The 13,768-nt window shown below is 49.3% G+C and carries 11 protein-coding genes; 5 read left to right on the forward strand and 6 right to left on the reverse strand.

The annotated features are described in order from the left end of the window. Nucleotides 1-145: 145 nt before the first annotated feature. Nucleotides 146-895 (forward strand): winged helix-turn-helix domain-containing protein, encoded by a 750-nt coding sequence (locus SHEWMR4_RS04055; RefSeq protein ID WP_011621574.1) that lies wholly within the window; start codon nt 146-148, stop codon nt 893-895. Next, nucleotides 888-1,436, forward strand: coding sequence for a hypothetical protein (locus tag SHEWMR4_RS04060; protein WP_011621575.1), 549 nt, complete (start codon nt 888-890; stop codon nt 1,434-1,436). Before SHEWMR4_RS04055 ends, SHEWMR4_RS04060 begins: the two co-directional genes overlap by 8 nt. A gap of 61 nt (nt 1,437-1,497) precedes the next feature. Here SHEWMR4_RS04060 and SHEWMR4_RS04065 read toward each other — a convergent pair whose 3' ends face one another. Continuing rightward, nucleotides 1,498-2,022, reverse strand: a complete 525-nt coding sequence (locus SHEWMR4_RS04065; RefSeq protein WP_011621576.1) for a hypothetical protein — start codon at nt 2,020-2,022, stop codon at nt 1,498-1,500. A gap of 10 nt (nt 2,023-2,032) precedes the next feature. Beyond that, entirely contained in the window at nt 2,033-2,854 is an 822-nt protein-coding gene (locus tag SHEWMR4_RS04070) for a hypothetical protein (RefSeq protein ID WP_041408969.1), read from the reverse strand. A 444-nt stretch (nt 2,855-3,298) separates the two neighbouring features. On the opposite strand from SHEWMR4_RS04070, the gene SHEWMR4_RS04075 reads away from it, so the two are divergent. From SHEWMR4_RS04075 to SHEWMR4_RS04085, 3 genes are all read left to right on the forward strand, one after another. Then, nucleotides 3,299-4,042: a winged helix-turn-helix domain-containing protein gene (locus SHEWMR4_RS04075; protein WP_011621578.1), complete on the forward strand. Its 744-nt coding sequence runs from the start codon at nt 3,299-3,301 to the stop codon at nt 4,040-4,042. Beyond that, on the forward strand, nt 4,035-4,565 hold the full coding sequence (locus SHEWMR4_RS04080; RefSeq protein WP_011621579.1) for a hypothetical protein: 531 nt from the start codon (nt 4,035-4,037) through the stop codon (nt 4,563-4,565). Before SHEWMR4_RS04075 ends, SHEWMR4_RS04080 begins: the two co-directional genes overlap by 8 nt. 84 nt (nt 4,566-4,649) lie before the next feature. Further along, on the forward strand, nt 4,650-6,050 hold the full coding sequence (locus SHEWMR4_RS04085; protein WP_011621580.1) for a hypothetical protein: 1,401 nt from the start codon (nt 4,650-4,652) through the stop codon (nt 6,048-6,050). Here the strand turns inward: SHEWMR4_RS04085 and SHEWMR4_RS04090 are convergent. The 4 genes from SHEWMR4_RS04090 to SHEWMR4_RS04105 all read right to left on the reverse strand — a co-directional run bounded on the left by SHEWMR4_RS04090 (nt 6,031) and on the right by SHEWMR4_RS04105 (nt 13,700). Beyond that, a complete protein-coding gene (locus SHEWMR4_RS04090; protein WP_011621581.1) occupies nt 6,031-8,268 on the reverse strand; it encodes a PAS domain-containing protein in 2,238 nt (745 codons plus the stop codon). The genes SHEWMR4_RS04085 and SHEWMR4_RS04090 overlap by 20 nt on opposite strands. Before the next feature lie 133 nt (nt 8,269-8,401). Further along, nucleotides 8,402-9,106 carry a TatD family nuclease-associated radical SAM protein gene (locus SHEWMR4_RS04095; RefSeq protein ID WP_049764539.1) on the reverse strand — a complete coding sequence of 235 codons (705 nt, stop codon included), beginning with the start codon at nt 9,104-9,106 and terminating at the stop codon, nt 8,402-8,404. 173 nt (nt 9,107-9,279) lie between these two features. Next, nucleotides 9,280-12,483: an efflux RND transporter permease subunit gene (locus SHEWMR4_RS04100; protein ID WP_011621583.1), complete on the reverse strand. Its 3,204-nt coding sequence runs from the start codon at nt 12,481-12,483 to the stop codon at nt 9,280-9,282. Beyond that, nucleotides 12,483-13,700 (reverse strand): efflux RND transporter periplasmic adaptor subunit, encoded by a 1,218-nt coding sequence (locus SHEWMR4_RS04105; RefSeq protein ID WP_011621584.1) that lies wholly within the window; start codon nt 13,698-13,700, stop codon nt 12,483-12,485. Before SHEWMR4_RS04105 ends, SHEWMR4_RS04100 begins: the two co-directional genes overlap by 1 nt. Nucleotides 13,701-13,768: the final 68 nt, after the last annotated feature.

Consider the following 13,768-nt stretch of genomic DNA (forward strand, 5'->3'; position numbering starts at 1 on the left):
ACTGCGTTTGTATTTAGCATTAAATGTTTTATTGATGCATTTCACAGATTATTCATCTGGTTCTGTTAGGTGGCGTTAAGAATACTGCGCTGTTTTCGTTCAAATTGTATACTCGGCCCCACATCAAATAGTGAAAGGGGCCGAGATGCAAATAGGCACTTGTTGGTTTAGTGCACAGGAACAAGTGCTGGTCGATGCAGCCTCAGGACGTAGCTGGTTATTGAGTGCGGATGAATTCCAAGCGCTTTCACTCTTGAGTGCGCAGCGTGGCAAAGTGGTCTCACGCATGGAGTTGCTGCAATCGATTACGCCCCATCTTAAGTTATCGATGCGCGCCGATGACTTGCTCAATAGTACTATTCGCCGCTTACGGTTATTTCTCGGTGACGACGCCGCTCATCTGTTGGTGAGTATCGCCAATCAAGGCTATATCCTTTACGCCACGCCCCGAAAACATTCACGTACCGCGCTGAACTCGCCTCTGTTCAAACTGAGTATGCCGCAGTTTATGCTGCTTACCCTTATGACCCTAGCTATGTTGTTGTGGGTAGGCTCTCATATCACGCATCCCACTAGCATTGCGCCGAATTATGCGAAGCAGTTGCCGACGCACGATGGGCATTATTCGGAAATTCAATTCTATACAGGTCAGCCGTCGGACCATTCGATGCGGCCCTTAGTCGACCATTTTGTCGAACAAGTGTCGGCTTGTGCGGTGTTTCCGTGGCAATCCATTGCGGCGACTATTTCGACGGATCAAAGGTTTGTGAGTCTTGTGCTGAAGAATAAGGATGCCGATGGCTTAAATTTCGAAACCATCAAAATGATGTCGGAAAACTTCAATGTCGATGTGATTGATGAGTTATGGCTAAAAAGAGTGGGGATCTGTGCTTAAACTGACAGGGATAAAAAACCACAACCGCCGACTTCGCCTCTGGCATGTGATTGCCATAGTGCTGGTGTTAGTCGGCATAGGTTTGGGCGCCTATGCGATGACGTTTAACAGCAAACAGTTAAATTTGAGTTGCCGCGCCAAGTTGTATGAGGCGCCTTTTAAGGCGGAGTCTTTTCCCACGTACAGCCAAAGTTTGGCACTGGATGTGAAGATTGCGGCTAATCACGCCAAGTTAAGTTACCGCTATGGGCAGAATGGCCAGGATATCGCCGCCTTGATTTATGAGGGAAGAGTCAGCGCCTTAGCGCCTGGCACTATGACCTATAAGCTCAACTTAGATCAGGCCAATTTAAAAATGGATTTGTTGCAAACCGAGGTACCGGAGTTAATGCGTGCGGAAGTGCAAAAATCCCGTAAGGCCTTATTTGAGCAGGGTGGAATGAGTTTTGATATGCAGATTGTGGACATGGAACCCTTAAACAATTACGTGCTGATCAAGTTTTATCCCAGCGGTCATTTGTGGGCTTGCCAGAGCAAATAGCATTATTAAGACGTAGAAAAGGCATCCAATTGGATGCCTTTTTTTGGGCGCGATGATGGGATTACTGCGGTGAGACTTGGACTAATGTCAGTCCATTATTGGCTTTAGCACCATAAATCTGAATGGCGACCTTGATTTGGGACACGGCGCCGCTTGGGTCTTGTTGCTGCCAATCGAGACCCGCGATTTCAAACTGATATTGGCCATTCTTTACTTCGGTCAGCTGACCCGTACATTCCCCTTGGCTCTGACAACGATAGCTTTGGGTGACATGCCAGCGCTTCCATGCCTTAGGATTGGCCGAGGCTTTATCCTTATTAGGGAAACCAAAGTAATAAATGTCATAGCTCTTGGCGGCGGTAATGGCCGCCTGGTTAGCATCGGTTAATGAGAAGACTAAGCTGCCGGTATTGGGGTCAAACTGTTCTACCGCCAGATTAATCTGGCTGGCCTCATCGATACTCACCGTGGTTTCTACCGGCGGCGGTGGCGGCGGAGGTGTGACCTCCTCGGATTTATCATCGTCACTACCACAGCCGACAAGGACGAGTGTACCTAGGGTTAATGCGAGTAATGGGTATTTCATCACTGCCTCCTTAATTGAAGTGGCCAGTGTGGCACGTGGTGCATTCCATATCGGTTTTAACACTTGCCGCCGAACCTAAGGTGCTGGTGCTGCCGTGGCAGACTTGGCAATCCTGCGCTTCGAGTGAGGGTTTACTGCCGGGCAGGGCGCCAATATTCTCGCCCTGATAGGCACGGTTTAGCAGTTCAACCAAGTAATAGGCCATAGAGGCAGATAGGCGATAGCAGCGCTCACCTTTCTTGGCGAAAGGCAGGCCCGAGGCCCGTGACCAGTTACTGATAGAAGAGTGGCACAATACGCTCATCGCCTTCGATGAGCTGCCTACGAGCGCGGTTTTTTCTGCGGTTGAACCTATACCTGCGACGAATTCGGGGGTCGATAGTGGCAAGGTGGTGTTTTCATAATAGCGGAAGGCATTGGCAATCACCGCGCTATTCTGGCCGTTAATATCATCTAAGATGTTGACTAACATGCCGATGGCGTTGAGGTTGCCGCAAAGTGTGCCTTGGCCTGTGACCCCGGCAAAACCATAACCCGCCAGAGCGGTGGGGATGGTTTTAAATTTATCGGCATCGGCACTATTAGATTGCGCTAGCATAGTGATAACCGAATGAAACACTTGGTGCATACAGCCGCCACCTGTCTCGTAGGCGAGTTTTGCGGTCGCCATGGCATCGAGTGGCACATATTTGAGTTTTTCCCCGAGGGCTAATTGATATTGACCGTCGGCATTGGTCGCCGCAAATGCTGACGTCCCCATTAAAGTTGCGCCCGCAGCCGCCGTGCTGATACCGATAATGCGAGTTAATGCTTGGCGTCGATTAATGCTCATCATGAATATCCTCTTTTATTAATTACTTTTATTTATCAATCAGTAACCATTGGTTGATGGCATCATTCTAGAAACTGCAGCAATAAATAGTGTGATTTGCGGCCGGGGATATTTGGTCTCCCCAAATCGCTGGCGGTGGGAGAAGAACAATCGTTTTAGCCGATGCTCGCGAAGTGGTTTTGTGGATATGTTCGATTTCAATGTGCATCAACGCACATTATTTGTGGCATTTATGTAAATTTATGCGGATTTATCACCAAGCTAAGCCGCTGCAAATGGCATTTATCGCTGTGAGCTAACGCAGATTTTTGTTTTATGGCGATCCGCTTGCGGGCTGGTTCACGAAATTTAACTATTTACCGCCTTGGGTTAACGGGATCACAGTAATCATTAGCAGGCTTGCATAGACTTAATTCGATGATTTTACAGGTTGGAGTTTGAGTTATGCAGGTGGGGGGCTGTTGGTTTGACCGTGAGCGTGGCTTACTTGTCGAACAGGCTCGTGATGAATCTTGGCACCTTCCCCGTGCCGAGTTGCAAGTGTTGAGCCTGTTGGTTGAACATCAAGGCAAACTGGTCTCCAAGCATGAGCTGAAGACTGGCGATGGGGCGCATCCTCCTCTTACTGACACTTCGTTAGCGCGGGCGGTCTTTATGATCCGCTCCTTCCTCGGGCCCCAATATGAGGGGCTGATTGAAACCGTCAAAGGTCAGGGCTATCTGCTGCACAGCACCCAAGGACAAAGGTTTAAAAGCTTACGTTATCCTAGGCTGCAATCCTTACCTTGGTGGAGTGTGTTGCTGGTTTTTGGATTTATGCTCGCGATTTCAGGCTTTTATCTTAGCCGAATCGACCACAGCGTACCGACTCAACCTTTGCTCTCTACCGATTTGCCCTTAGCCTCGGGGCAACATATTCGGCTGCATTTGTATGCCAATTCGAAAACCAACAACACCCTATTGTTTGAGTTAGGCGACCGCTTGGGCCAAGGGCTGAGTCGCTGCGGCCACAGTGATTGGTCCGAAGTGTACTCCTCGCTCTCCCACGATAAACAGGTGCTCAACATTACTATGCGGGGTTACAAACTCGGGCAATCGGTGATCCGTAACTTGAAGATCAGCGACTTTAGACGACCGAAGGAATTTATCGATGCAAACTGGCTGCTGGAGGTCGGGATCTGTGGCTAAGTGGCTCAAGTGGACGATAAATCTGACCATACTCTCGGCGCTTATCGTGGCCTGTGGGGTGATTTATCTGCAATCTGTCTCCAATAAGGCGGTGATCTTAAATTGCAGCTCCGAGCTTTTTGACCGCCATACTCAGCAAGTGGACGATGGTAAATTTTATCTATTGGTTGATGTACTGATCTCGGCTGGCAATGCACAGATCAATTATCGCTACTTTAACCTCGATGGCTCGAGTGCGGGGGCGATTCTGATGCAGGGCGAGGTCAAGAGCATGGAGCTAAACCGCATGACCTACAATGTATCGGTCAAAACCAAGACTGAGTCCGAAGACGTCGATAAAAAGTATTGGCCCGAGCACATGAAGTACCTTTCTTACATCAGCAGTTTGCACTTTAGTGAGTCTGGTCGACACAATCTCAGTATTGAAGTGTTAGACAGCGATGCCAACCAAGACTACGCGGTTGTCTTGTTTCAGCCGAGTAACACCGTTTGTGGCTGTAGAATCGTCAATAGCCGAATTTAATCAGTGAATTTGCCGCGCTTTCGGTTTAGATTATATTTTCCATGGTGTTAATGCCGACTCTTCCATCTCAATCATAAGGTTGTTGTGTTTAAGATACGTGTCAAACAAGAAGAATCCCTGTCGATTAAGTTCAGCCATCAGATGGAAAAGGGCGATAATCGTCAGCTCGATCTCTATTTCTTTTTACCAAAGGAAATGGGCATAGGCGCGCACACCTTAAATGAGGAGGAGTACTACCACAGCTCTATTGTCGGTCGTCGATCTTATTACTCCGAAGGGTTGCACTTGCCACTGGTGCAAGGACGTTTTGCCAGTATGAACCGTCGCACGGTGGAAGAATTCCGGCTGTACTTAAACCTGTTTGCCTACCAGTTTGCCGTCGCGGTTGAAAACGATGTCAAAGAACTCAATCGCATCGCCGATGTGGAACACTTCTATCTGGCGCTCGATGAGCTGTGCGAGCAAGTGACGCAACTGCTGAAAAAGTTTCGTCGCAATGAGCCGGGCGATCCTAAATGGAAATCCTATTTCGAGAATGCCGATAACTATCTCTCCTGGTTCTGCGAGCAGCAACTGTTAAAAGTGCTCGCCCATGCCACGCGCACCAGTGATTTTGCCGACATCCAAGAACGGGTGCTGACCCTATGCCGCAACGAATGCGCTTACCGCGACGCCAACAACTACAACTCTGCGCAGACCAAGCAAGATCCTAACCGAATCTCTAATAAGATGCTGTTATTACGGCGCTTAATTCAGCAAGGTGTGGTACTCAAAGAAGAGTTAAAACCCTTAGGCATTGGCCTTAAAAAGTTTACGACTGGACTTGCGACCGCGTTGGTTATGTTGGTGGTATCGGCGCTTATCATCGAGGCGCAGGGCGTCTTTAGCGGCTTTACCATCGCATTGGTGCTGACGTTGGCGGTCATTTACGGATTTCGTGAAATCTTTAAGGACGATGTGCGTAATGCTCTCTGGCGCTTTATTCAGCGTGGTCGGCCGCGTTGGAGCCGTATCTTAAGGGATACCACCAGTCAGTCGGTGATCGCTAAACAATTAGTTTGGCTCGAATTTATGCGGCAACAGGATTTGCCTGAAAAGGTTAACGAAATTCTAAAACAACGGCATAGCCAAAATAAGGTCGATGCCGAAGTCCTGCATTATAAGATTGCTACTCGGGTAAACCATGGCGAGTTTCAGGCGGGATATTCGACGATACAAGAGCAAGTGAACTTTAGTTTTGTGCCTTTTGCCCGCTACTTAGAGCGGGGCAAGGCCAAGATTTATAAGGAACTTGAGGGCAAGATCAGTCACGAGTCGGTCGAACGTCGTTATCAAGTGAATCTGATTTTAGTGCTGCGTGATGGCCGTGAAGAGCCGGAATACGCCCGCTATAAAATCACCATGAACCGCTCGGCCATTATCGAGATCACCCAAAGTAAGCTGCCCGATTCCTTTAACCCGCCCGCTAAGGCTGGTGGCGAGTAAAGGCCTGGCCGATATTCTGATCGTTATTCTGCTTCGCCCGTTTGAGCGCCAGCTCGGCATTGCTGAGGTATTGCTCTAGGCTTTGTCCTTCCTGATAACTCGCTATCCCTATGCTGATCCCTTCACCTAAGCCATTGCTGTTAAGCTTTTCAATGGTATTGAGTGCGAAGTGATGCGCCGCCGTAGCATCGGTATCTGGCAGTAACAACAACAGTTTACCTAGTTGCCAGTGAAGGATTTGGTAATGGGTTGGGATTTCGAGCAAGAGCTGCACTTCCACTTCCTGCTGGCGTGTCTCGAGTTGGTCGATATCACTCATATGGCTGAGTAAGCCTTCTGGGTTGATATCCATCACCAGCAAACTTGAGTGATTGCGGCTTTGGGGCGACAGCGAAGCAAAATAGCGTTCTAAATCGGTGAGATGCTGCAAAATGGTGCTGCGGTGCGGTACAAAGCTGCGCGGCTCGGTGCCTCTTAGGCTATCGGCGGCTTGCTCTAAGGTGCAGATGATGTAGTCAATCTCACCGTCAGAAGCCACATGGCCCTTCAAGGTGGCCTGTAAACAATTGGAATGGCGCAGATTAGGCGAGCAGAGGATCTGCCCTTGCCATTGGCCCTGCATGCTGATTTGGGCGGTGATCCGCTGCCACTGGTTACCCAAATCATTAGCGAGCAGTGAGGCTAAATCATGGTTTAAATCGCCATTAAGCTGCATTAACTGGTCGAATACTGGATTGATTTTTATCAGCTTACCATTGGCGTCTGTTAGCGCTGTGGCAACAGTGGTATCGCAGAGTAATTCGCTTAAGAAGGCTTGATTCTGGCAATCGAGCATAGCGCTAATATCTTCGAGGGATACTAACAAGTGAGGCAAACCGCGCCCTAATCTTGGCGCCTGACGCACACTGACGCTAAGTCTGGAGCCATTCTCATTGTCCAGCGACAGCTTGCCCGTCCATTCACCCTGTCGGTGTACTTGATCTAGCATTTGGGTATAGGTGAGATCATCGAGGTTGAGCGCACGTTGTAGGCTGCGGTCTGTGAGCTCATCCTGCGGCACCTGAGTCGCCTCGGCCGCCTTAGGGTTGGCACTGATAATCCGTGCCTGCTCATTGGCGAGAATAAAGCCTACATCACTGTTAAATAATGCGTTTGCTACATCGATGCTATATTGACGCGAGCGATACTGTAGTCGATACATATGACTCAGCAGGATAACCCATGCGGCCAGCATGGTTAGGATTAGCGAGGCAATGATGACGATGTTTTGCCACTGGGAAAATTTGGAGGCGATATCGGCATTGCGAATATAGGAGAGTAAAAAATACTCACGGCGCAGTTCTGGCTGATTGGTTAACTCGACTTTGAGATACACGAAGGTCGCATCTTCACCATGGAACTGGCCAAAGTTGCTCATCGACATTTCCCGCCACAGCGCGGGGTAACTCTGGCGCAAACTGGCGCCTAAGGTATCGGGAATATGAGTTAAGGGGGCCAGATCGCTCACGCCAGCGTAGAGCAAACCTTGGGTATCCAGCACTAGCATGGGCGATTTATTGCTTGAAAATGCAGGTTTTATTGCTTCGAGCATCTGTACCATAGAGTTATAGGTAATGAGATAACCCATAGCGCTTTGATCGGGTTTTTCAAGCCAAGTCATTTGATACATATAGGGTTCGAGCATGCCATTAAGGGGCACAAACTCTAAGGGCGAGGTGAAGACTTCTTTGCCACCTAAATTACGGCTCGAACCTAACAGGGCGGCGGGAAGCGCATCCTGACTAAAGTTTGAAGGTGTCGCAAACTTATAATTGCCTTGGGGATCGAACAGGGCAATTCCGAGAAGTTCGGGAATATGCTGCACCAGCTCCTGCCAGCTTTCCTGTAATTTCTGTTGAGAAGAGGCCGTTGGATTTTTCAGGTACTGCTTGAGCAGCTCATCCTTGGCAAATAACTGAGTACGAAATTGCTGGAAGGCAACCTTGTCGGTGATCAGTGTGCCTATGGTTTGCAACTCGCTATATCTTTGGGTTGCCCATTCTTCCTGTAAGCGGCGTTCACCTAAGGTTATGATTAAATTTGTTAAAATAATCATACCTATTACCAGCATCGATAACTGGCTCGCGACAGCCAACATGCGTTGGTGAGACCAATGCAGTCCTTGGGTTAATGATCGTAATGGCGCGAGTGGGTGTAGGCTTGGATTCTTTTTCAGCATGGGCCGATTTTGGGTTGATGAGCTGTTAATTAGGCTATGTTAACACGAATGAAATGTTACGACAGTGGCAAGTTGCTCGGCGACTGTGTTATCCCGAGCAGTGAATCAACCCAATGGAGACCAAGCCTGTCTGCTAGCCGAGTGCGCCTAGGACTCTATGTTTAAACTCGCAGCCAGCGGCGAGCACTTGTTCGCGGCAAAGATCGATGTCGACTCCTTCTAATCCCTCAATCGCCGAGACTTGTACCCGCTCAATGTAATGGGGGGCGAGGGCGATAAAGGCATTTACAGCGGCGTAGGAGCCTGCCAGTTTGGGGCGGCAATGTTGGTTATAGGCGGCTTCATTGTCGGCATTGAGGGAAATGGATAAGCCATCCACGCACTCGGCCAGTTCGGGCAGAATGTTACGTCTGTGCACTAGGTTGCCTAAACCATCGGTATTGACCCGCACACGCCCGCCACGGCGTTTGATTTCCTTGGCAACGGCCAACAGTGTCGGCAGGTTCATCGTTGGTTCACCATAGCCGCAGAACACATATTCCTCAAAGTCTTCCACTTTGCCTAATAGCGGGATGATTTCCTCCGGCTTAGGCTGGTGGGTCAATGCCAATTGATACTCGTGAATTTGTTTACTGCCATTATGTTTAGGGCAGAAGGCGCAGCGCAGGGTGCAACGTCCTGTGATATTTAGATAACGACTCCTGCGAATATCGTAGACTAAGGTTTCGGTCGCGCAGGTCTCATTGGTGCACACTTCTGCCGTTGTGTTGCCATTGGCTAGGGTTTCTGTGGTTTTGAGTGGAGCGGGCTTGATTCGGACAGGCTGTGAGTTTGGCATACTATCGATTTTCATTGGCATCTTGGCGATCACTTACGCTGAGTGTAACTAATGCCCTGTGTGATAACTGCCACCTAGATCGCACAATGCGCTTTCCTATTAAGTGGGGGCCAGACATAAAAAGAGAGCCTAGGCTCTCTTTTTATGGGGTGACTATGATGACTGAACGACCACTAATCCTGTTTATAGTCAGGTTCATTAAAGGCGTCTAAGGACACCTTGTGGGTCTCATTGGCATGTAAATGTATCTCCTGCGATGTTTTTGGACGCCACCACCAATGGTAGAAGCGGCTTCCAACGCGTTTCGCATCATCGAGTATGATGTACAACAAAGGCACCAGAATTAAGGTCACCACAGTCGAGAACAGGATACCGAAGGCGAGGGAGGTCGCCATGGGGATCACAATCTGCGCCTGTAAGCTGCGCTCAAGAATAATAGGCACTAGACCGACGAAGGTTGTCAATGAGGTCAAGATAATCGCCCTAAAACGATAACATCCCGAGTCCACCGCCGCTTGTTTTATCGATAGCCCTTGCTCCCGTGCTCGGTTCACAAAGTCCACTAAGATCAAGGAGTCGTTTACCACCACCCCGGCGAGCGCGACGATACCGCAAAGGCTTAACACGCTCATGGCGAGCCCTTGGATCAAATGTCCAAACAGGGCGCCGATAATCCCGAAGGGGATCACTGACATAATGATCAGCGGCTGGCTGTAGGACTTGAGCGGCACCGCCATTAAGGCATAAATGGTAAACAGCGCAAAGAAGAAGCCCTGCATTAGACCGACCATAGCATTCTGTTCATCCAAACTGCCACCATCGAGGGTGGTTTGGATTTTCGGATACTTGGCCTGTAACTGCGGCAGGAAATCCTTCTGGATTTCATTTACTACCTTAGAAGGTTCAACCTTGTGTTTGTTGGCATTGGCAATGATGGTAATCGCCCGTTTGCCATCGACACGGGTGATAGAGGCATAGGACTCACCCTTTTCGACTTCGGCTACGGTGGAGAAAGGCACCGACTTACCCTGCGGCGTGCGGATCAGCATATTCTCGAGGTAGCCAACGGTACGGCGCTGTTCTAATGGGTAGCGCACCATGACTTTGATTTCTTCTTTATTACGCAAAATGCGTTGTGCTTCATAACCATAGAAGCCATAACGGACTTGGCGAGCTAAATCAGACAAGGTTAAGCCTAACGCTTCGGCCTCTGGGCGGATCTTTAAGCGGATCTCATGGCTGCCCGAGGAGAAGTTATCGGCAATGTCATACACACCTTCGTAGGTGGCGAGCTTTTGCTTAAGCTCACGGGCGGCTGCGGATAATTCTTCGAGATCGCTCGAGGTCAATCTAAAGGAGATGTCACCACCGCCACCGCCGTTACCGCTGGCGTTAAAGTCGAGTTTTTTCACCGACAGTAATTCGGGCAATTGCTCGCGCCACGCGGCGGCAATGGTTTCGCCATCTACTTCCCGGTCTTCGCCCTTAGTGAGTTCGGCAAAGATAAAGGCGGAAGTGCGTGAGCTCATGTTGATAAAGCTGTGCTTCACCACTTCGCTGCCGTTGTCCTTCTCCATTTTGGCGTTCATCTTGTACAGGGCTTCTTCGATATCCTGCACCACCTTGAGGGTGTTCTGTTCAGAGCTGCCCTCATCCATCTCCAATTGCACTTGGATAAAGTCCGATGGAATATCGGGGAAGAATACCCAGCGCACTTTACCGCTGACGACTAAGGCGACGGATAAAATCAACACACCTATAAAAGCCGCGACCACGTTGTAGCGATGTTGGATACAGCGCTCGAGGAAGTTACGGTAACTGTGGTGAATAAAATGCTGAACGCGATTGTTAAATCGATCCTTAAAGCGACCAAAGAATCCCGTGGGTTCGCCTGGTTTTCTAAACTTCATGTGGGCTAAGTGCGCTGGCAGGATAAATTTAGATTCCACCAGTGAAAATGCCAGACACATGATGACCACCATGCCGATGGATTTCCAAATAATCCCCATTGGGCCAGAAACCATCAACATAGGGATAAAGGCGGCGATAGTGGTTAACACCCCGAAGGTGGCGGGCATGGCCACTTTTTGCGCCCCGCGGATCACGTTGTCAATCGAGTGTCCGTGCCGTTCGACCTCGCTGTAGGCGCTTTCGCCTATCACAATCGCATCGTCGACCACTATCCCCAAAACGAGAATAAAGGCGAACAATGTCAGCATGTTGATGGTCATGGAGAAAGGTTCTAGCGGCATGATCAGCATAGTGCCGAGGAAACAAACGGGTAATCCCATCATCACCCAGAAGGCGAGTTTGAGATCGAGGAACAGGGCTAAGATCACAAACACTAGCAGGGCGCCATAAAACATGTTTGACATCATCATGTTCAAACGGCCCTTGAGGTAGTGGGTTAAATCTCCCCAAGTGTCTAATTTTGCATTGGCAGGCAGAGTGGCACGGCGTTTCTCGACGTAGTCTTTGACCTGCTGAGCAATGTCGAGGGCGTTTTGATCGTTAACGCTGGTCACTTCAATAATGGCCGCAGGCTTGCCGTTGAAGCGGGTGTACTCTAAACGTTCTTCAAAATCGTCCTTAATGGTTGCCACTTGAGGCAACATCACTCGGCTACCATCGGCGCGGGTCGTGACGACGATATTGGCAAAATCATCGCCGGTATAGGCTTGGCCTTTAGTACGCAGCAGAATGTCGCCATCTTCGGCGCGGATCGAACCGCCCGGTAAGTCGATAGAAGAGTTTTGCACCGCCAAGGCGACTTGCGAGAAGGTTAAGCCGTATTCCCGTAGCTTATCTTCCGAGACTTCGATACCTATTTCATAGTCGCGCACACCTGTGACTTTCGCGCGGGTCACGGCGGGGAGTTGGGTCAAATCATCACGCACCGATTTGGCCAACTCCTTCATATCGTGCAGCGACATATCACCGTAAACCGATACCCAAATCACGTTGTTTTCAGGTTCGATTTTAAAGATTTGTGGTTTTTCGATGTTCACCGGAAAGGTGGAAATCGCGTCCAGTCGTAACTTGGCTTCGTCGAGTACGGTTTGCACGTCGTAGTCATCTTCGACTTCGACCGTGATGGCGCCAACCCCTTCACTGGCAACCGAGGTCACTTTTTTAATGCCGTTGATATCTTGGATGGCTTCTTCAATCTTGATGTTGATGCCTTCTTCGATTTCCTGTGGCGCAGCGCCGGGATAAGCAACGGTAATGCTCAATAAATTCAGGTTAAAAGAGGGGAAGACCTCTTTATTAATCAACACTGTGCTAAATAGACCGCCAATCAGTAGCGCCCACATTAACAGGTTGGCTGCCACGCTGTTGCGGGCAAACCAGGCTAAGATCCCTTTTTGAGTATCCATTAGTTCACTCCAGCGGCCGCAAGACTCGACTCAGGAGCATCTTCCTTAGGTGTGGGTGTCTGCACTGGCTTGGCATCTTCACCTATGATTTTGACCAGCTGGCCATTCGCCATATTGCTAAAGTGAGTGATGGCAACGCGCTCACCGGTTTTTAAGCTGTCCTTGATAAATACATGTTCAAGATCGCTACGCACTACATTCACGTGGCGCATTTCGACAATGTTTTGATCGTTAATCAAGGCAACATGCTCATTACGCACTACGTGGCGTGGCAGTTTGACAATGCCATCGACGGTACGACCTTTAATCACGGCGTTGACAAAGCTGCCATATTTCAGCGGTAAACTGCCAGGGGTTTTGTGCTCACGCAGGTAAGGATCTTTAATCTCGGCGACGAGGTAAACCATGCGGTTATCGGCATCGATCACGCCTTCACTGCGAATGATATTTCCTAGCCAAGTGTTTTCTTTACCCGCTAAAGAGGCGCTCAAGGTGACTTGGGTATCGGGATGATCGACCGATTCTAAATAGGCTAAATCATCGTTAGAGATAGGCAGACGAATTTCCGCAATGCGAGTGTCGTACAGCTCACCCAAGTTAGTGCCTAATGTAACGTACTGACCTAAATCGACATTTCTGGCTTTGATAATGCCGTCAAAGGGCGCGCGGATGACAGTGCGCTCTAAGTTACGTTGGGCGCGTGCCAGTGCTGCCTGGGCATATTTCACGTTGGCTTGTTCTTTTTTCAGCTGTGGAATACGTAAACCCAGCTCTGGCGGCAAGCCTTTGTCGTAGCCTTTAAATTCGATTTTAGCGACTTCGCCACGGGCGATTTCTTCATTGAGCGCCGCAGTTGCCTGAGCCAAGGTGGCTTCGGCTTGCATTAAATCGGCTTCGTAATCCGAAGGTTCGATCTGGGCTAATTGGTCGCCTTTCTTCACTATGCCACCGGCCACAAATTGCGGTGAAATGCTCAGCATCCGCCCTTGAACTTCGGTCACTAGTTGCGTCTTATATTTAGGCGTGACGACCCCGTAGGAGGGAAGATTAAGCGATACCGTTTGCTGCTCAACCTGCGTGACATCCACGATAGGTACTGGCATTTCTTCGGGTTTCTGTTCGGGAGCTTCCTTGGTTGACATCAGTGCAAACGCGCCAATAACAAATAACAGCAGTATAAACAGAGGAGATAATCTCCTGAGTAAAGTTTTCATCATATGATTGTTACATCCGTGCTAAATCGCTTAATGCGCCTAAAGTATCAGAGTAGAGCGGTGCAATAAAT

Source organism: Shewanella sp. MR-4, from assembly GCF_000014685.1.
Classification (GTDB): Bacteria; Pseudomonadota; Gammaproteobacteria; order Enterobacterales; family Shewanellaceae; genus Shewanella.